17 protein-coding genes are annotated in these 19,305 nt (G+C 68.7%); 1 reads left to right on the top strand and 16 read right to left on the bottom strand.

What is annotated here, in order from left to right; translation table 11 throughout:
* Positions 1–14: 14 nt before the first annotated feature.
* The 14 genes from hutG to SFB74_RS01180 form a co-directional block, all read right to left on the bottom strand.
* On the bottom strand, positions 15–839 hold the full coding sequence (gene hutG / locus SFB74_RS01245) for an N-formylglutamate deformylase (RefSeq protein WP_432728846.1): 825 nt from the start codon (positions 837–839) through the stop codon (positions 15–17).
* Between the two features lie 8 nt (positions 840–847).
* Positions 848–2,233, bottom strand: coding sequence for a formimidoylglutamate deiminase (locus SFB74_RS01240; protein WP_432728845.1), 1,386 nt, complete (start codon positions 2,231–2,233; stop codon positions 848–850).
* Positions 2,230–3,459 carry an imidazolonepropionase gene (gene hutI, locus SFB74_RS01235; RefSeq protein WP_432728844.1) on the bottom strand — a complete coding sequence of 410 codons (1,230 nt, stop codon included), beginning with the start codon at positions 3,457–3,459 and terminating at the stop codon, positions 2,230–2,232. The genes SFB74_RS01240 and hutI overlap by 4 nt, the downstream gene beginning before the upstream one ends.
* Positions 3,460–3,491: 32 nt before the next feature.
* The gene (locus SFB74_RS01230) at positions 3,492–4,070 is read right to left on the bottom strand and encodes a HutD/Ves family protein (RefSeq protein ID WP_432728843.1); all 579 of its coding nucleotides are present in this window, start codon (positions 4,068–4,070) and stop codon (positions 3,492–3,494) included.
* Positions 4,067–4,735 (bottom strand): amino acid ABC transporter permease, encoded by a 669-nt coding sequence (locus tag SFB74_RS01225; RefSeq protein WP_026346849.1) that lies wholly within the window; start codon positions 4,733–4,735, stop codon positions 4,067–4,069. Before SFB74_RS01225 ends, SFB74_RS01230 begins: the two co-directional genes overlap by 4 nt.
* A gap of 7 nt (positions 4,736–4,742) precedes the next feature.
* Positions 4,743–5,495, bottom strand: coding sequence for a transporter substrate-binding domain-containing protein (locus tag SFB74_RS01220; protein ID WP_125952686.1), 753 nt, complete (start codon positions 5,493–5,495; stop codon positions 4,743–4,745).
* A 55-nt stretch (positions 5,496–5,550) separates the two neighbouring features.
* Positions 5,551–6,282 (bottom strand): IclR family transcriptional regulator, encoded by a 732-nt coding sequence (locus SFB74_RS01215; protein WP_093206958.1) that lies wholly within the window; start codon positions 6,280–6,282, stop codon positions 5,551–5,553.
* Positions 6,283–6,406: 124 nt separating this feature from the next.
* On the bottom strand, positions 6,407–7,258 hold the full coding sequence (locus SFB74_RS01210) for a phytanoyl-CoA dioxygenase family protein (protein WP_432728842.1): 852 nt from the start codon (positions 7,256–7,258) through the stop codon (positions 6,407–6,409).
* Complete coding sequence (gene hutU, locus SFB74_RS01205; protein WP_125952689.1) at positions 7,258–8,979, bottom strand: urocanate hydratase; 1,722 nt, start codon at positions 8,977–8,979, stop codon at positions 7,258–7,260. The genes SFB74_RS01210 and hutU overlap by 1 nt, the downstream gene beginning before the upstream one ends.
* A 28-nt stretch (positions 8,980–9,007) precedes the next feature.
* Positions 9,008–10,567, bottom strand: coding sequence for a histidine ammonia-lyase (hutH, locus tag SFB74_RS01200; protein ID WP_432728841.1), 1,560 nt, complete (start codon positions 10,565–10,567; stop codon positions 9,008–9,010).
* A 58-nt stretch (positions 10,568–10,625) separates the two neighbouring features.
* Positions 10,626–11,363 (bottom strand): histidine utilization repressor, encoded by a 738-nt coding sequence (hutC, locus tag SFB74_RS01195; RefSeq protein ID WP_432728840.1) that lies wholly within the window; start codon positions 11,361–11,363, stop codon positions 10,626–10,628.
* An 11-nt stretch (positions 11,364–11,374) separates the two neighbouring features.
* On the bottom strand, positions 11,375–12,175 hold the full coding sequence (locus SFB74_RS01190; protein ID WP_432728839.1) for an ABC transporter ATP-binding protein: 801 nt from the start codon (positions 12,173–12,175) through the stop codon (positions 11,375–11,377).
* The gene (locus SFB74_RS01185; protein WP_432728838.1) at positions 12,160–13,032 is read right to left on the bottom strand and encodes an ABC transporter permease; all 873 of its coding nucleotides are present in this window, start codon (positions 13,030–13,032) and stop codon (positions 12,160–12,162) included. The genes SFB74_RS01190 and SFB74_RS01185 overlap by 16 nt, the downstream gene beginning before the upstream one ends.
* A gap of 4 nt (positions 13,033–13,036) precedes the next feature.
* Positions 13,037–14,008, bottom strand: a complete 972-nt coding sequence (locus tag SFB74_RS01180; RefSeq protein ID WP_432728837.1) for an ABC transporter substrate-binding protein — start codon at positions 14,006–14,008, stop codon at positions 13,037–13,039.
* 293 nt (positions 14,009–14,301) lie between these two features.
* Between SFB74_RS01180 and recQ the strand changes: the two genes are divergently transcribed.
* On the top strand, positions 14,302–16,194 hold the full coding sequence (recQ, locus tag SFB74_RS01175; protein ID WP_432728836.1) for a DNA helicase RecQ: 1,893 nt from the start codon (positions 14,302–14,304) through the stop codon (positions 16,192–16,194).
* 18 nt (positions 16,195–16,212) lie between these two features.
* Here the strand turns inward: recQ and SFB74_RS01170 are convergent, their stop codons facing one another.
* On the bottom strand, positions 16,213–17,415 hold the full coding sequence (locus SFB74_RS01170; protein WP_432728835.1) for a nucleoside hydrolase: 1,203 nt from the start codon (positions 17,413–17,415) through the stop codon (positions 16,213–16,215).
* Between the two features lie 202 nt (positions 17,416–17,617).
* Positions 17,618–19,246, bottom strand: coding sequence for a S41 family peptidase (locus SFB74_RS01165; RefSeq protein WP_432728834.1), 1,629 nt, complete (start codon positions 19,244–19,246; stop codon positions 17,618–17,620).
* Positions 19,247–19,305 lie beyond the last annotated feature (59 nt).

Raw genomic sequence — 19,305 nt, 5'->3', positions numbered from 1 at the left:
GTCCCTGCCCGCCGTCAGTTCTTTGCGCGGCCTTCCACGAAGGCCAGCACCGCTTCGATCATGCGCCGCACGTGCGGCTGCACGCCCGCCGCCACCTCGGGCAGGTAGTCGAAGGGCAGCTTCTCCTGCATGTAGCTCGACTGCGTCATCTCCAGCTGCACCGCGTGCACGTTCTTCGCGGGGTTGCCGTAGTTGCGCGTGATGTAGCCACCGGTGAAGCGGCCGTTGAGCACGCCCGTGTAGCCGGTGGCGCTCTCGGCGATGCCCAGCAGCGTCTGCGCCAATGCCGGGTCGCAGCTGATGCCCTTGCCGGTGCCCAGGTTCAGGTCGGGCAGCTTGCCCTCGAAGAAGCGCGGCAGCACCGAGCGGATGGAGTGCGCGTCCCACAGCGCGGCCACGCCGTGCTGCGCGCGGATGCGGGCGAGTTCTTCGGCCAGCTTGGCGTGGTACGGCTGCCAGATGGCGTCGCGGCGCTCGGCGACTTCAGCCTCGCCCGGCACGTCGGCCGCGTTGGCGTACAGCGGCGTGTCGTCGAAGGTGTCGACCGGGCACAGGCCCGTCACGCTCTGGCCCGGGTACAGGCTCGCGCCGTCCGGCGGACGGTTCAGGTCGATCACGTAGCGCGAATGCGTGGCGACGAGCACCGAGGCTCCGAGCTCGTCGGCGAAGTCGTAGAGACGCTCGAGGTGCCAGTCGGTGTCGGGCACGTGGCGCGCTTCTTCAGTGAGGCGGGCGGCGAGCGCCGGTGGCACGTGCGTGCCGACGTGCGGCATCGAGATCAGCAGCGGGCGCGTGCCCTGGCGGAAGCGGAACGGCGGTTCGGCGGTGGTGAAGGCCATGGTGGGGATCAATCCTGTAGCAATTGGGTGCGCGCAGTCACGAAGGCGGCGGCGGCTTCGTCGTGCAGCGCATGGCGGCCAGCCGAGACGCGCGGGCGGCCTGCCACCCGGACACTATCGATGGCCGAGGTGCGATGGCTCGCGAAGACGTGGGCGGAAAGCATATCGGGCGCCGACAGCCCCTGCAGCGCGAGGTGCGAAGCGTCGAGCACGGCGAAGTCGGCCTGCTGTCCCGCGGCCAGTCCGCCGACGGCGCGGCCCGAGGCCTGCGCCCCGCCCTGCACCGATTCGAGCGTGAGCGCGGTCGCCACATGCGGCTGCGCCGCGCTGGCGCCCACGTTGCGCTGGCGCTTGCCCAGGCGCTGGCTGTATTCGAGCATCAGCAGTTCCTCGGCCGCGTTCACGCTGGCGTGGCTGTCCGAGCCCACGCCCCATGCGCCGCCGTGGCTGCGCCATTTGCCGAAGTCGAAGATGCCGTCGCCGAGGTTGGCCTCGGTGGTCGGGCACAGGCCCGCGACCGCGCCGCTCTGGGCCGCGTACTCGTACTCGGCGTCGTTCATGTGCGTGGCGTGCACGAGGCACCAGCGCGCGTCGACCGGCGCGTGGTCGAGCAGCCATTCGACGGGGCGCAGGCCGCTCCAGGCCACGCAGTCGTCCACTTCCTTCGTCTGCTCGGCGATGTGGATGTGGATGGGCGCGGTGCGGTCGATGGCCTCGAGCCCCGCGATGGCATCGCGCAGGCCCTCGGGCGGCACGGCGCGAAGCGAATGCGGCGCGAGGCCCAGGCGTGCGCCCTGCGCGTCGCACTGGGGCTTGAGCGCTTCGAGCAAACGCAGCATCGATTCGGTCGAGCGGACGAAGCGGCGCTGGCCTTCGGTGGGCGGCAGGTCGCCGAAGCCGCCGGTCTGGTAAAGCACCGGCAGCAGCGTGAAGCCAATGCCGGCCGTCTTCGCCGCGCGAAGCAGCGCGAGGCTCAGCGTGGCGTCGTCGGCGTAGGGACGGCCGTCCACGTCGTGGTGCACGTACTGGAACTCGCAGACGCTGGTGTAGCCCGCCTCCAGCATCTCGGCGTAGAGCCAGGTCGCGATGGCTTCCATGTGCTGCGGGCCCAGGCGCGCGGCAAAACGGTACATCAGCGTGCGCCAGCTCCAGAAGCTGTCGTGCTGCTCGGCGCGATGCTCCGTGAGGCCCGCGAAGGCGCGCTGGAAGGCATGCGAATGCAGGTTGGGCATGCCGGGGATCACGGGGCCGCGCGCGGCTTCGGTGTCGGCGGGCCGCTGCGCGTTGGCCTGCACCTGCGTGAGCCGGCCTGCGTCGTCCCACGCCAGCAGGACGTTTTTGGCCCAGCCCCCGGGCAGCAGCGCGTCGGCTGCGAAAAGAGTGTTTGTCGTCATGCGTTGGCTCCAATGGCGATGCGCCCCTGCCGCACCACGGCGCGCACGGGCTGCTGTCCGAACCAGTAGGCAAGCTCGGCCGCTTCGCGCACGTTCCACAGCACGAAGTTGGCGGGCATGCCGGGCGCGATGGCGCCGTGCGTGTCCTGCAGGCCCAGCGCGCGCGCCGCGTGCACGGTGACGCCGTCGAGTGCCTCGGGCACCGTGAGGCGGAACAGCGTGCAGGCCATGTTCACCATCAGCATCAGGCTCAGCGCGGGCGAGGTGCCGGGGTTGTGGTCGGTGGACACCGCCATCGGCACGCCCGCGGCGCGCAGTGCGGCGATGGGCGGCAGGTGCGTGTCGCGCAGCGTGTAGTAGGCGCCGGGAAGCAGCACCGCCACGGTGCCGGATTGGCGCATCGCCTCGATGCCCTCGGCCGACAGGTGCTCGATGTGGTCGCACGACAGCGCGCCGTAACGCGCAGCCAGCGCGGCACCGCCCATGTCCGAGAGCTGTTCGGCATGCAGCTTCACCGGCAGGCCCAGCGCCTTCGCGGCCTTGAAGACCTGCTCCGTCTCGGCGAGCGAGAAGGCGATGCGTTCGCAGAACACGTCCACGGCTTCGACCAGCCCTTCGGCCGCGAGCGCAGGCAGCATCTCGTTGCAGACGAGGTCGATGTAGTCGCCACTGCGGCCTGCGTATTCGGGGGGCAGCGCATGCGCGCCGAGGAATGTCGTGCGCACCGTGACGCCATAGGCTTCGCCGAGGCGTCGCGCCACGCGAAGCTGCTTGCGCTCGTGCTCCAGCGAGAGGCCGTAGCCCGACTTGATCTCGATGGCGCACACGCCGTCGGCCAGCAGCTGTTCGAGCCGTGGCGCCGCCTGCGCGAAGAGCATGTCCTCGTCGGCCTCGCGCGTGGCGCGCACCGACGAGACGATGCCGCCGCCGGCCTTCGCCACTTCTTCGTACGTGGCGCCGGCGAGCCGCATCGCGAATTCGTTGGCGCGCTGGCCGCCGTAGACCAGGTGCGTGTGGCAGTCGACGAGCCCCGGAGTGACCAGCGCTCCGCCGCCGTCGTGCTTCTTCAGTCCGGCGAATTCGGCAGGAAGCGCGCTTCGGGCGCCGACCCAGCGGATCGCGCCCTGCTCCACCACGATGGCGCCTTCCACGTTTGCATCGGTGGCGAGGCGGATGCCGGTCCAGAGGCCGTCGGCCGAGGGGAATTCGTTGATGGCGGGTTTCATCGTCGTTCCTGTTGTTGCGTCTGCACTGCAGGTCAAGCCGGCAGGATGCGCACCGCGAGCAGCCGTGCATCGGCGCCCTCGGGCATCGCATGCCAGGCCTGTGCCTTGCCGGCCCACTGCAGGCCCTCGCCTTCGCGGCAGGCTTCATCGTTCAGCCGCCACACGCCGCGCAGCGCCAGCAGCACGCCGTGCGGCGCTGCCTCGATGGCCGTGGCACCGTCCAGCACGCGCACGTCGGCGCGCCATTGGCCACGCCGCGTCATCACGTTGAAGTCGTTCGACGAGCCGCCGAGCAGCATGCAGTCGATAGCCTCGTCGCCGCTGAAGGCGAAGGGGCGCTGCGCGGTGTCGAGGCGGTGGTCGATGCGCCCGTCGTGCGTGAAGAGCCGCACGCCGTCGCCTTCGAGCAGCGTGATGCTGCGGTCCACGCCCGCGAACACCGAGAACGGCCCCGCCGCCGCGATGGTGGCGATGCTCACGCGCCAGCCGAAGCTGTCGAGCCCCGCGCCCTGCGGCCAGCTGGCGACTTCCTGCGTGGTGCCGCCGCCGTTCTTCCATGGCGTCACGGGCAGCGAGGCGCGTGAGAAATGACGAAGCACGCCGCCGCTCATCGCACCATTCCGCCCTGGCGCAGCCGCTGTTCGAAGTGCCGCAGCACCAGCGTCATCGTGCCGGTGAGCACGAAGTACACGACCGCGATGGCCAGGTACACCTCCAGCGAGCGGTACGACACGCTGATGATCTTCTGCCCCTCGTGCATCACGTCGTGAATCGTCAGCAACGACACCAGCGCCGAGTTCTTGATCAGCGCGATGAACTCGTTGCCCAGCGGCGGAATCATGCGCACCACCGCCTGCGGCAGCACGATGTGGCGCATCGCGAGGCCGGGCGTCATGCCCAGCGATTGCGCGGCCATGGTCTGCCCCTTGTCGATCGACTGGATCGCGCCGCGCACGATCTCCGACACGTAGGCGCCCGAGTACACGCCGAGCCCCAGCACGCCGCACACGAAGGCCGGCAGCAGGATGCCGAAGTGCGGCAGGCCGAAGAACAGAATGAACAGCTGCACCAGCAGCGGCGTGCCGCGGATGGCCGCCACATAAGCCGTGCATGCGCCATAGAGCCAGCGCCGCTTCGGGTTCAGCCGGCCGATGCCGACCAGCAGGCCGAGCACGCAGCCCAGCGCGAGCGCGCAGGCGGTGATCTCCACCGTGACCAATGCACCGCGCAGCAGGTCGGGCCAGCCTTGCCAGACTGGCGAGAAATCGAGATCCATGGCGGGCTTACTTCGCAGCCGTGCTGAACCACTTCTTCACGATCTGGTCGTAGGTGCCGTCGGCCTTCAGCTTCTCGATCGCGCCGTTCACGGCCTTGGTCAACTCGGGCGTGTCCTTGCGGATGGCCATGCCATATTCCTCGGTGGTGATCTGCTCGGGCAGCACCTTCAGGCCGCCGCGCGTGCGCACGTACTGGTAGGCGGCGGGCTTGCCGGTCACCGCGGCGTCGGCACGGCCGATGTCGACGAGGTTGAACATCTCCTGGTTCTTCTCGACTTCCATCAGCTGCACCTGCGGGAATTTCTCCTTCGTGTAGCTCACCGACTTGGTGCCCACCTGCACGCTGACCTTCTTGCCGTTGATGTCGGCCGGCGTCTTGATGGCCGTGTTGCCGTCCTTCACCATCACCACGAGGCCGCCCGCGTAGTAGGGCACGGTGAAGTCGACGACCTTCTTGCGCTCGTCGGTGATGTAGATGCCCGAAACCGCCATGTCGAAGCGCTTCGAAATGAGGCCCGGCACGAGGCCCTTGAAGTCGATGTCGATCCACTCGATCTTGCGGCCCAGCGTCTTGCCGATGGCCTCGACCAGCTCCACGTCGAAGCCGGTGCGCTTGCCGTTCTCCACGAATTCCATGGGCGGGAAGGTGGCGTCGGTGGCCACGCGCAGCGGCTCGCCCTGCGCGTGCGCGGCACCCGCGAAACCGAAGATGGCAAGGCCGGAAAGAGCGGCGGCGACGATGGAGCGGCGGGTGTTCATGGCAGGGACTTTCGTGGTGTGAATGAAGGAGGAAGAAGAAAAGAAGCGGCAGCGGCTACTGCAGCGCCCGCGAGATGCGGGCCGCCGTGACGACGGTCATGTGGAGCAATGCAGCTTCCATGCCCTCGACGCGCGTGAGCGGCGCCATCAGCGTGATCGCGCCGCGCAGGCGCCGGCCCGGGGAAAGCACCGGCGCGCTCGCACCCCACACGCCGGCATCGACCTCGCCGTGGGTCACGGCATGGCCGGCTTCGCGGATGGCGTCGAGTTCGGCGGCGCGCTCGGCGCGGCGCTCGGGGCTTTCGGCGAGCCCGTCGAGCAGGGCGTCGCGCTGGTCGAGCGGCATGTGGGCCAGCAGGCACTTGGCGCTGGCGCCATCGCGCGCGGGCACGCTGCGGCCGCGGTCGAAGGAGCAGCGCAGCGACTGCTCGCTGTCGATCATCTCCAGGCACACGACGCGGTCGTTCACGGCCGTGACCAGCGCCACGCTCTCGTGGCTTTGCTGCGCCAGCGCGCGCATGTCGGCGCGCGCGGCGATCACGAGGTCGGAGTTGCCGTCGAAGCCGGTGGCCAACTGCACGCTGACCGGGCCCGGCGAGTAGCGGCCGTCGGACTCCATCACGAAGCCCCAGCGGCGCAGCGTGGCGATCTGCCGGTACAGCGTGCTCTGCGACAGGCCGGTGGCCCGCACCAGCTCGGCCGCGGTCATCGCCGCCTTGCTTTGCGCCAGCACCGACAGCACGAAGAGCGCGCGGTCGTTGGCGGGGGCGTCGGGCGGGGTCGTCATGCGGTCGATCGGATGAATGGAACCGGCGTGCAGTATCTTGCCCACCGTTCCCACTTCCAAGCCTTCATTCCCATCGAGTGGGAATGGGCCTGCTTTTTCTTTCTACCTTCGGCTTAAAGCGGAGCTAGCCCACCAGCAGCGGGAAGCGCGCGTCGTCCATGGGCGCGCCCGCCGGCAGCGTGTCGGCCAGCCCGGGGAAATCGGGCGAGGTCTTCCAGCTGCGCGGCGCGTGGCGGATGTCGTCACCCAGGAAGCGCACCGAGAACACGCGGCGCCGGTTCGGCCCTTCCACGCCGGCCGCCGCATGCAGCGTGAGCATGTGGAAGCAGACGAAGTCTCCGGGCTCGATGTTCCAGCCCACGATGGGAAAGCGCTCGCGCGCGCCCTCGATGTCGGGCAGGTCTTCCAGGCTGCCTTCGGGAAACCATTTGGCGTGGTTGTCCATGAAGGTACGCGGCATCAGCCACGGCCCCTTGTGGGAGCCGGCCACGAATTCGAGCGTGGCGGCGCGCGACACCGGATCGACCGGTATCCACATGCTGACGTTCTGTTCGCCCTCGATGTTGTAGCAGGGCTGGTCCTGGTGCCACGGCGTGCGCTGGCGCGTGCCGGGCTCCTTCACGAGCAGGTGGTCGTGGTACAGGCGCACGGTGTTCGAGCCCATGAGCCGCTGCGCGAGTTGCGCGAGCGGTGCCTCGAAGATGAAGCGACGGAACTCGCCGATCTCCTGCCAGTTGCAGAAGTCCTCGAAGAAGCGGCCCGGGTCGTCGGGCCGGCTCGCGATCTTGGCGCGCGGGCTGGGCGCGGCGAGGTTGGCCTCGATGCCGCCGCGCAGCAGCGCGAGCTCGTCGGGCGTGAGCAGCTGGCGGATGCAGACCGCGCCGTCGCGCTGGAATTGCGCGACGAGTTCGTCGTCCACGCGCTCCCGCACGCGGCGCTGCAATTCCAGGGCATCGGGCAAGGCTGCGCCCGCCATCACTTCACCATCGGCAGCTTCAGGCCCTGCTTCTTCGCGGTGGCCACGGCGATGTCGTAGCCCGCGTCGGCATGGCGCATCACGCCGGTGGCCGGGTCGTTGAAGAGCACGCGCTCGATGCGCTTGGCGGCGGCATCGGTGCCGTCGCACACGATCACCACGCCCGAGTGCTGCGAGTAGCCCATGCCCACGCCGCCGCCGTGGTGCAGGCTGACCCAGGTGGCACCGCCTGCCGTGTTGAGCAGCGCGTTGAGCAGCGGCCAGTCGCTCACGGCATCGGTGCCGTCCTTCATGGCCTCGGTCTCGCGGTTGGGGCTGGCCACCGAGCCGGTGTCGAGGTGGTCGCGGCCGATGACGATCGGCGCCTTCAGCTCGCCGTTCTTCACCATCTCGTTGAAGGCCAGGCCCGCGATGTGGCGCTCGCCCAGGCCCAGCCAGCAGATGCGCGCGGGCAGGCCCTGGAAGGCGATGCGCTCGCGCGCCATGTCGAGCCAGCGATGCGTGTGCTTGTTCTCGGGGAACAGCTCCTTGATCTTGGCATCGGTCTTGTAGATGTCTTCCGGGTCACCCGAGAGCGCCACCCAGCGGAACGGGCCCTTGCCTTCGCAGAACAGCGGGCGGATGTAGGCCGGCACGAAGCCCGGGAAGTCGAAGGCGTTCTTCACGCCCTCGTCGAAGGCCACCTGGCGGATGTTGTTGCCGTAGTCGACCGTGGGGATGCCCATGGCCTGGAAGTCGAGCATGGCCTGCACGTGCACGGCGCACGACTTCGCGGCGGCCTTCTTCAGCGCGTCGTGCTGCGAGGCGTCCTTCATGGCGGCCTGCCACTGCGGCACGCTCCAGCCGGCGGGCAGGTAGCCGTTGATGAGGTCGTGCGCGGAGGTCTGGTCGGTCACGAGGTCGGGCTTGAGGCCACCGGCCTTCGCGCGCTTCACCAGCTCGGGCAGGATCTCGGCCGCATTGCCCAGCAGCGCGATCGACACGGCCTCCTTCGCGTCGCAGTGCTGCTTGATGAGCTCGAAGGCGTGGTCGATGTCGCGCGCCTGCTTGTCGACGTAGCGGGTGCGCAGGCGGAAGTCGATGCTCGACTGCTGGCACTCGATGTTCAGCGACACCGCGCCGGCCAGCGTGGCCGCGAGAGGCTGCGCGCCGCCCATGCCGCCCAGGCCGGCCGTGAGGATCCACTTGCCCGCGAGGCTGTTGTTGTAGTGCTGGCGGCCGGCTTCCACGAAGGTTTCGAAGGTGCCTTGCACGATGCCCTGGCTGCCGATGTAGATCCAGCTGCCGGCCGTCATTTGGCCGTACATGAAGAGGCCCTTGCGGTCGAGCTCGTTGAAGTGCTCCCAGTTGGCCCACTTCGGCACGAGGTTCGAGTTGGCGAGCAGCACGCGCGGTGCGTTCTCGTGCGTCTTGAACACGCCGACGGGCTTGCCCGACTGAATGAGCAGCGTCTCGTCGTCATTCAGTTCCTTCAGCGAGGCGAGGATCTGGTCGTAGCAGGCCCAGTCGCGTGCGGCGCGGCCGATGCCGCCGTACACCACCAGGTCCTGCGGGCGCTCGGCCACCTCGGCGTCGAGGTTGTTCTGCAGCATGCGGAAGGGGGCCTCGGTGAGCCAGCTCTTGCAGTTGAGCTCGCTGCCGCGCGGCGCGCGGATCACGCGCGTCGGGTCGTGGCGCGGGTCGGTGGCGGTGTTCAGGGCGAACTTGTCGGGAGCGTTCATGGCGTGGTTCTCCTAATCGGGGTGTGTTTTACGAGTGACTGGGCAGGATGTCGAGCAGGGCGGCCGGCAGCTCGGCCTTCAGCGCCCACAGGCGCATGGCTTCGATGTCGGGAGCGAGGTAGCGGTCGGTCTCGAGGAAGGCGACCTTCTGGCGGATGCCGGCGAATTCGGCCTCGACCAGCGGCGAGCTTTTCAGCTTGCGCTTGAGTTCGATGCCTTGTGCGGCGGCCATGGCTTCGATGCCGACGACGACTGCCGTGTTGTTGACCATGTCGGCCAGGCGGCGGCCCGCGAAGGTGGCCATCGACACGTGGTCTTCCTGGTTGGCGGAAGTCGGCAGGCTGTCGACGCTGGCGGGGTGCGCGAGCGACTTGTTCTCCGAAGCGAGCGCCGCGGCCGTGACCTGCGCGATCATGAAGCCGGAGTTGAGGCCGCCGTCGCGCACGAGGAATGGCGGCAGGCCCGACAGGCCGCTGTCGAGCAGCAGCGCGAGGCGGCGCTCGGAGATCGCACCCACTTCGCTCACGGCCAGCGCCACGATGTCGGCCGCGAAGGCGACGGGCTCGGCGTGGAAGTTGCCGCCCGAGATGACTTCGCCCGTGTCCGTGAAGACCAGCGGGTTGTCCGATGCGGCATTGGCCTCGATGACCAGCACGCGCGCGGCGTGCGCGAGGTTGTCGAGGCAGGCGCCCATCACCTGCGGGATGCAGCGCACCGAGTAAGGGTCCTGCACGCGGCCGCAGTCGGCGTGCGAGGGAACGATCTCGCTGCCTTCGAGCAGCGTGCGCACGGCGCCTGCCACCGCGATCTGGCCGGGCTGGCCGCGTGCGGCGTGGATGCGCGCGTCGAAGGGCTTGATGGAGCCCTGGATGGCTTCGAGCGAGAGCGCGCCCGACATCAGGGCCGAGGCGAACACGTCTTCCGCTCCGAAGAGACCCGCCAGCGCGAGCGCGGTCGAAACCTGCGTGCCGTTCAGCAGCGCGAGGCCTTCCTTGGGGCCGAGCACGAAGGGTTCGAGGCCGATGCTGCGCATCGCCTCGGCACCGCCGACGACCTTGCCGTCGGCCAGCGTCGCCTGTCCTTCGCCGATCAGCACGCAGGCCATGTGCGCGAGCGGCGCGAGGTCGCCGGAAGCGCCGACCGAGCCCTTGCACGGGATGCTCGGCGTGACACCTGCGTTGAACAGCGCCAGCAACGCGTCGGCCAGCGCGGGTCGCACGCCCGAGTGCCCGCGCGCCAGGCTCACCGCCTTGGTCGCGAGGATCATGCGCACGACGGGCGCGGCCAGCGGCTCGCCCGTGCCCACGCTGTGCGAGAGCACCAGGTTGCGCTGCAGCTCGGCGAGGTGGTCGTTGCCGATGCGCGTGCTGGCGAGCTTGCCGAAGCCGGTGTTGATGCCGTAGACGACCTGGTCGTTCTCGACGATGTGGCGCACGGCGGCTTCGGCGCGCTGCATGCCTTCGCGCACCGACGCGTCGAGCGCGAGCCGCACGCCGCCGGCCTGGATGCGACGCAGCGTCGCGAGGTCGACCTTGCCGGGCACGAGGGTCAGGGTGGCATCTGGATGGGCGGTGTGTTTGCTTGGCATGTGAACCTGTCTATACAAGTAGTTGCGAGTGAAATCGGAGGTCTCTGAGGACGAAAAATCAGCCGAAGCTCGGGTTGCCGTCGGCTTTGAAGCGGCTGCCCAGGCTGTAGCGGGAAGCGGGATGCAGGCAGCGCACCCAGGTCACGGGGACGTTGCGCGACCAGGTGCGGCGCGTGAGCAGCAGGCAGGGGTCGGTGGGCGTCATCGCGAGCCGCTCGGCCTGCTCGGCGTTGGGCAGCACGGCGTCGACCACGTGCTCGATCTGGTCGAAGGGCACGTTGCGCACCAGGTACTCGCTGGGCGGCGTCGCGCCGAAATCCTGCTCGAGGTAGTCGGGCACCACCTGCGGATTAACGAAGCGCTCCTCGAGCTGCACCGGCGTGCCGTTCTCCAGGTGCAGGCACACGCTGTGGAACACCGAGTCGCCGGCGCGCTTGTCGAGCCATGCGGCCACGTCGGGCGAGGCGGCGAGGCGCTCGACCGCGATCATCTCGCAGCGGTAGTCGTGCCCGCGCTGGCGGATCTCGCTGGCGATGTTGGCGATCTGCAGCAGCGTGGACTGCGGCTTGTTCTCCGCCACGAAACTGCCGACGCCCGCCACGCGCACGATGCGGCCCTGCTCCACCAGCTCGCGCAGCGCGCGATTCACCGTCATGCGCGCCATGCCGAACTGCGCGACCAGCTCGTGCTCCGACGGCAGGCGGTGGCCGGGCGGCCACGTCCCGTCCTGGATCTTGCGGGAGATGTGATCCATGACTTGCGCGTAGAGCGCGAGGGTCGGCAGGTCGCGTTTCATCGTGTCTTCGGTCAATGCTCCGCCGCGGCCATCGATTCGGCGCGGATCTCTTCAGTCAGGCGTGCCTTGATTTCCATGAACTCCGGCGAGGTCTTGATGGTGTAGCTGCGCGGGTGCGGGAAGTCGACCGCGATCTCGGTCTTGATGCGACCGGGCCGTGCGCTGAACACCGCCACGCGATTGGCCATGAAGATCGCCTCGTCGATGTCGTGCGTGACGAACAGCACCGTCTTCTGCGCCGACTCCCAGATGCCCAGCAGCAGCTCCTGCATGAGCACGCGGGTCTGGTTGTCGAGCGCACCGAAGGGTTCGTCGAGCAGCAGCATCTTGGGGTCGTTGGCGAGAGCGCGCGCGATCGCCGTGCGCTGCTGCATGCCGCCGGAGAGCTGCTTCGGGAAGTGGTTCTCGAAGCCGCGCAGGCCGACCTTGGCGATGAAGAACTCGCTGCGCTCCTTCTGGTCGGCCTCGCTCATGCCGCGCTCGCGCAGGCCGAAGCGGATGTTCTGCGCCACCGTGAGCCACGGAAAGAGCGTGTAGCTCTGGAACACCACGCCGCGGTCGGCGCCCGGGCCTTCGATGCGCTCGCCGTCGAGCAGCACCTGCCCGGTGGTCGGGAAGTCGAGCCCCGCCACGATGCGCAACAGCGTCGACTTGCCGCAGCCCGAGGGGCCGAGGATGGTGACGAAGTCGTTCTCCTTCACCTCGAAGTCGATCGGCTGCAGCGCCTGCGTGCGCTGGCCCTTGGTGCCGGTGAAGACGCGCGAGACGCCCTGGATGGAAAGTTGGTTCAGCGACATCACAGTGCGGCCCATGCAAACAAGCGGCGGTTGATTGCCTTGAAGGCGAAGTCGGACAGCAGGCCGATGACGCCGATCACGATGATCCCGAAGATGATCTGGCCGGTGTTCAGGAGCGCCTGGCTGTCGGTGATCATGTGGCCGATGCCCGAGGACGAGCCGATCAGCTCCGCCACGATCACGTAGGTCCATGCCCAGCCGAGCACGAGGCGCAGCGTTTCGGCGATGCCGGGCGCCGCGCCCGGAATGAGCACGCGCGCCACGATGCCGCGGCTGTTGGCACCCAGCGTGTAGGCGGCCTCCACGAGGTCGCGCCGCGCGCCGCCCACGGTGACGGCCACCATCAGCACGATCTGGAAGAAGGAGCCGATGAAGATCACCAGCAGCTTCTGCATCTCGCCCAGGCCCGCCCACAGGATGAGCAGCGGAATGAAGGCCGAGGCCGGCAGGTAGCGGCAGAACGAGACGAAGGGCTCGAAAAAGGCTTCCACGGCCTTCCAGGTGCCCATGGCGATGCCCAGCGGCACCGCGAACACGGCCGCCAGCAGGAAGCCGCCGAACACGCGCCACACGGTCATGCCGATGTCGCCGATGAAGCCGTACTCGGTGAAGAGCAGCCAGCCTTCCTTGACCATGGTCGGCGGGCTCGCGAGGAAGGTCGGCGGCACGAAGCCGCCGAGCGTGGCGACGGCCCACACGAGCACGAAGACGACGAAGAACGCGAGCCCCAGCAGCACGCGGGCGCGCGTGCCGATGGGCTCGAGCGGCGCGAGCGCGCGGCGCCGCGCGGGGGCGACGACCAGCGCCGCGGCCCTGGCGGCCTGCTGCGGCGCAGGCGCCGCGACCACCGATGCGGAAGGCATCTGCGACATGTTCTTACTTGACGAAGCTTGCATCGAAGGTGACCGAGAAGTCCTCGGGCGCCTTGCGGATCACGCCGGCTTCCAGAAGGATGGGCGCGGCTTCCTTCATGAAGCTGGTGAGCTCGCCCGCGAAGAACTTCTGGTTGGCCGCCTTGTCCTGCCAGCGCAGGAAGGCCGACGACTTGGCGAACTGCTCGCCGCTCTGCTTCACGGCGGAGCCCATGAGCTCGTTCGACTTCTCGGGCTCGGCCTTGATCATGTCGAGCGCGTCGAAGTACGACTTGGTGAGCGCGGCGGCGGCCTTGGCGTTGGCCTTGAGCCAGGTGGGCGCGCAGCCGACGGTGTCCATCACCATCGGGTAGTCGAGCGTGGTGGCGAGGATCTTGCCGGCGGAGGGGTTGGCACGCACGGTGGAGAGGTAGGGCTCGTAGGTCATCGCGGCGTCGTTCTGGCCGGCCACGAAGGCCTGGGCCGAGGCCTGCGGCGACAGCGTGGTGGTCTTCACGTCCTTCAGCGACATGCCGTTCTTGCTGAGCATCCAGGCCAGGCCGAAGTAGGGCGCGGTGCCGGGCGCGTCGACGCCGATGGTCTTGCCCTTGAGGTCGGAGAACTTGGTGACGTCGCCGCGCACTGCGAGGCCGTCGGCGCCGTAGGACTTGTCCATCTGGAAGATCTGCACGATGGGCACGCCGTTGGCGTTCCAGGCCACGTGCGTCTCGACGGTGGTGGCCGCGCACTGGATGGCGCCGGAGGCCAGCGCGAGGTGGCGGTCCTTCTGCGGGATCATCTTGAGTTCGACGTCCAGGCCGTTCTTCTTGAAGATGCCGGCCTTGTCCGCCAGCGAGAGCGGCGCGAAGCCGGTCCAGCCCGACATGCCGAGCGAGATCTTCGTCAGATCCTGGGCGGCGGCCGTTCCGGCCATGCCTGCCGCACATGCGCCCGCTGCAACCAGCGAGGCGAACTTCACAACTACCGTCTTGACCATGGGTACTCCTGGGTCTGTTCTTGAGGGGAAAAAAGCTCGGCGGCGGGCCCGATGGCCGGGTAACGCACGCCTCGCATTGTTGCCAGGCGCCCCAACTTGTATATACAGGATAACCCGAAAGGTCATTTCTGGTGCATTTGCTTGGGAAATGCACCTTTTTGCTGTCTAGACAAGAAGGGCGCAGGACGGCGGCAACCATTGCAAACCTCGTGCCACAGTCATATCCACGGCGCTGGGGGACAATCGACGGCCGCTCTCTTCCTCCCCTTTCCGACCTCCCCCGCCCGCCGCCTGTGTCTTCCCTCGCCCCCCAACCCATCGACATCTCCGGCAGCAGCGCCCCTTCCGACATCCTCCACGAGGTCTTCGGCTACGCGCAGTTCCGGGGGGCCCAGCAAGACATCGTCGATCACGTGGTGGGCGGCGGCGACGCGCTGGTGCTGATGCCCACGGGCGGCGGCAAGTCGCTGTGCTACCAGATCCCGGCCATCGCCCGGCAGCGCGCGGGGCGCGGCGTGGCGATCGTGGTGTCGCCGCTCATCGCGCTGATGCACGACCAGGTGGGCGCGCTGCACGAGGCCGGCGTGAGCGCGGCCTTCCTCAATTCCACGCTCGACTGGGAAGAGACGCAGGACGTGGAGCGCCGCATGCTGCGCGGCGAGATCACCCTGCTGTACGCGGCGCCCGAGCGCGTGAACACGCCGCGCTTTCTCTCGCAGCTCGATTCGCTGAAGGAGCGCGGCAAGCTCTCGCTCTTCGCCATCGACGAGGCGCATTGCGTGAGCCAGTGGGGCCACGACTTCCGCCCCGAGTACCGCGCCCTCACCGTGCTGCACGAGCGCTACGCCGGCGTGCCGCGCATCGCGCTCACGGCCACGGCCGACGCGCTCACGCGCGCCGACATCGTCGAGCGGCTGCAGCTGGAAGACGCGCGGCAGTTCGTCTCCAGCTTCGACCGGCCGAACATCCGTTACACCATCGTCGAGAAGAAGGACGCCACCACGCAGCTGCTGCGCTTCATCGAGCGCGAGCACGAGGGCGACGCCGGCGTGGTCTATTGCCAGTCGCGCAAGCGGGTGGAAGACGTGGCGGTGCAGCTGCGCGACGCGGGCATCAACGCCCTGCCTTATCACGCGGGCCTCGACGCCGCGGTGCGCCAGCAGCACCAGGACCGCTTCCTGCGCGAGGAAGGCATCGTGATGGTCGCGACCATCGCCTTCGGCATGGGCATCGACAAGCCCGACGTGCGCTTCGTCGGCCACCTCGACATGCCCAAGAACATCGAGGGCTACTACCAGGAAACCGGCCGCGCCGGCCGCGACGGCGGCCCCGCCGACGCCTGGATGGCCTACGGCCTGCAGGACGTGGTCAACCAGCGGCGCATGATCGACGAGAGCCCCGCCGGCGAAGAATTCAAGCAGGTGATGCGCGGCAAGCTCGACGCCCTGCTCTCGCTGGCCGAGGCCAGCGACTGCCGGCGCGTGCGCCTCCTGGGCTACTTCGGCGAGAAGAGCACGCCCTGCGGCAACTGCGACAACTGCCTGAACCCGCCGCAGGTGTGGGACGGCACCGATGCCGCGCGCAAGCTGCTGAGCACCATCTACCGCGTGCAGCAACTGAGCGGCATCAGCTTCGGCGCCGGGCACATCATGGACATCCTGCGCGGCAAGAGCACCGAGAAGGTCAAACAGTTCGGCCACGAACGCATCAGCACCTTCGGCATCGGCGCCGAGTTCAGCGAGGTGGCGCTGCGCGGCGTGCTGCGCCAGCTGATCGCCACCGGCGCGCTGGCGGTGGACGCGGAAGCCTTCAACACGCTGAAGCTCACCGAAGGCTCGCGCTCGGTGCTCAGGGGCGAGACGCAGGTGACGCTGCGCGAATCGGTGTCGTCACCGGCGGAGCGCAAGCCCCGGCGCGAGAAAACCGCCAAGGGCGCGCCGCCGCCGGCCGCGGCCAAGCTCGACGACATGGGCAGGAAGCGCTTCGACGCGCTGAAAGCCTGGCGCGCCGAGGTCGCGAAGGAACACAACCTGCCGGCCTACGTGATCTTCCACGACGCCACGCTCGCGGCCATCGCCGAGCGCGCGCCCGCGACGCTGGAAGACCTGCAGGGCATCAGCGGCATCGGCACCAAGAAGCTCGAGGCCTACGGCAGCGAGGTGCTGCGCGTCTGCGAGGCGTTCTGATGCCTGGCTGACGCCCTGTCAGTTCGCCGCGGCGGGCAGCGTGACGGGCACCGGCCGCGTGAGCAGGTCGACGTACAGCTCGAAGAAGCGTGCGTTGTCGAACTTCTTCACCACCGTCATCTTCTGCAGCGTCGCGCCCGCGGGCTGCGAGGAGTAGCCGATCGAGCGGCCGTTGTCGGCGGCGCCCGGCTTGGCGATCACGTCGACATAGCGGTCCACCGTCTGCGTGGCGAAGCTCGGGTCGATCAGGTAGGCCAGCGTGAGCGTGTCCCAGATGTTCTGCGTGTAGTTCGGGTTGGTCTCGAAGCCGTTCTTGCCGTCGAAGCCGTAGCCGTTGAGCTTCTGGAACACGTCGGTCACGGCCGTGGGCTTGGCCGGGTGCGCGATGCGGTCGTAGATGGGCTTGGTGAGGAACACGGTGTCGGTCACGTCCAGCGGCACCACCACTTGCGGGATCGGCAGTCGCACCACGAACTGCGCGGCGTCGGGGTCGAACCACCAGTTGAACTCGGCGGCATTGGTGGTGTTGCCCGGCACGTCGACGGCGCCGCCCATGTAGATGATCTTCTTGATGAGCGGCACGATCTCGGGGTTCTGCTTCACCGCGAGCGCGATGTTGGTGAGCGGGCCGATGGCCAGGATGGTGATCTCGCCGGGGTTGGCCTTCACGGTGTCGACGATGAAGTCGACCGCGGTCTTGCGCTGCACCACCGTGCGTTTCGCGAAGCCGTCGGGCGAGGGCTTGAGATCGGCGTCGGTCTTGGGCTCGGGGCCTCCCCAGGCGCCGAGGTAGCCGTCGCCGCCGGCACCGGCGGCCATCTCGGCCTCGACGTTGGCGTAAGTGTGGTTCAGCGCGTAGTTCGCGCCCGAGTAGATGCCGATGCGGTCACCCACGCCCAGGCGCTCCACCGACATCAGCGCGTCGGCCACGCCCTGCTTCAGCCACTGGTTGCCCGAGACCACGCTGATGCCCATGACCTGGACCTTGCCGTCGGCCTGCAGCTGCGCGGCCATGACGCCGAGCTGGCCGTCGTCGCTCATGGTGTTGTAGTCGCTGTCGATGATGATCTTCTGCGGGCCGGCGCCGCCGCCCGATCCGCCGCCACCGCCGCCCCAGCCCGGACCGAGGCCGATCCCTCCGCCGCCCCCATCGCCACCGCCTCCGCAGCCCGCCAACACCGTGATGACGGCGATGAACATCGCCCCGATCCATTTGCGCATCTTCTCTCTCCTGGTACTAGGAAGTTGGTTCTCAGGCCGGGCAAGTCGTGCCTGCCTGAGATACAAACGTTTGCGCAAAGCTTTGCGCAAACGTTTAACCCACTCTACGGCGCGAGCGACGGGGGTGGCAAGCGCCGGCGCTAGGGGTTTTCCGCGAGCCCGAAGAAGAGCCGGAGCCGGCTCTCAGGGGAGCCCAGGCAGTTCAGGCCGGGTCGGGCAGGCCGATCAGCCGGTTCTCGCGCAGCGGCGAACGGCCTGGCAGATAGGGCTGCTCCGCCTGCGGCTCGGCCGCCTTCTCCAGGCCTTCGACGGCGGTCTTGGTGGAGACGGGGCAGGAACCCGAACTGCGCAGCGCGAGCGCCGCGGCGAGCCGCGCCTCGGCCTTGTCGCCGAGCTGGTGGTTGAAGTCGTCGGCCACGGCGCAGCCGGCATTGGGCGTGAAGCCATCGCTGTAGTCGCCGTAGCCCTGCTGGTTCACGCCCTTGAACTGGATCGCGAAGTAAGTGGTGCCGCAGTTGTCCTGCGGATAGAAGCCGTAGGGCTTGCCGCAGGTGGTGCCGCCCACGAGGTTGACGGTGACGCCCACGCCGCGCAGGCTGTTGATGACCGACTCGCTCGCCGAGCAGGTGTCGGGGCCGGTGAGCACGGTCACGCGCGACAGGCCGAGCGTCGGCAGTGGCTGGCCGCTGCGGCTGGTGGTGGTGAAAGGCGTGAGCGTCTGCGCGGCCGTGAGGCGGAACGGGTTCTTGTCGTTGAAGACCAGCTGCTCGAAGGTCCTGCCAGCGGTCGCCGACGGTGACGCGATCATGTAGGCCAGCCGGCTCGCGATGAGCAGCTGCCCGCCGCCGTTGTAGCGCATGTCGAGCACCAGGTCCTGGATGCCTGCGCCCTGCTTGAAGGTGTTGACCGCCGAGATGAGCTGCGCCTCGGACGTTGTGATGTGGTCGTTGAACAGCAGGTAGCCCACGCGGCCGCTGCCGGTGTCGATGACCTGCACGTTCTGCACCGGCGTGCTGGTGACCGTGGCCGCCGTCAGCTTCACGGGGGACTGCGCCACGCCGCCCACCTCGAATGTGAAGGTGTGGGCTTCGCCGACGGCCTTGGGCGACAGGGCCCCGTTGATCGCGTTGACGTTGGCCGTGCCGGTGCTGTTGACGACGTCGACGCCGTCGATGTTGAGGATCTTCGCGCCGCGCTGCAGGCCCGCGCCGGTGGCGGGCGAGTTCGGCTCGACGAAGGCGATGCGGATGTCGCGCGGCGGCGAGCTGCGTATGGCCGCCGTCTCCATGCCGTAGCCGGCGGAGACGCCGCCCTGCGTGAGCTGGCGGTAGACCTCGGTGTCGTAGGTGAAGTGAAAGCGGTCCTTGGCGCGGCCCGTGGACGTTGTGGCCGTCGTCTTGAGCACGTTGAACCAGGTGATGGGGGTGGCGTAGTCGGCGGCCTTGAGTGTGGTGGGCACCTCGCCATACCAGAGGTAGGTTTCGTCGATCCAGCCGCGCACCCAGCTCTTCTCGTTGTCGATCGTGCCGCTGCGGTCGGGATAGGCGCCGCCGGTGTCGGGGTTGATGCCGCTGCGTGGCGATGCGCACAGGCCGGCGACGGTGGCCGAGGCGACGATGCCGCCGTCGCCGGTGCCCGGATTCGTGGCCGGCGGTGTCGTGGTGCCGGGAATCAGGCCGATCGGCAGGCCTCCGCCGCCGCCCCCTCCTCCACCGCCCCCGCAGCCCGCCAGCAGAATCGCCACCGCGAGCACGGCACCGGCGGCAGTCCATGCACCAGGACGCTGCTGCGGCGCCCGCCGCGCGTCGTCGACCTTGCGAAAGCCCACCATGCGTTCCTCCTCGTGTCCGCGTCGGCGGACGGATGTTTTCGTTCTGCGCGGCGGCGGCC

The sequence above is a fragment of the Variovorax xiamenensis genome (assembly GCF_050916385.1).
Classification (GTDB): Bacteria; Pseudomonadota; Gammaproteobacteria; order Burkholderiales; family Burkholderiaceae_C; genus Variovorax.
This window is presented reverse-complemented; position numbering and strand designations above follow the sequence as displayed.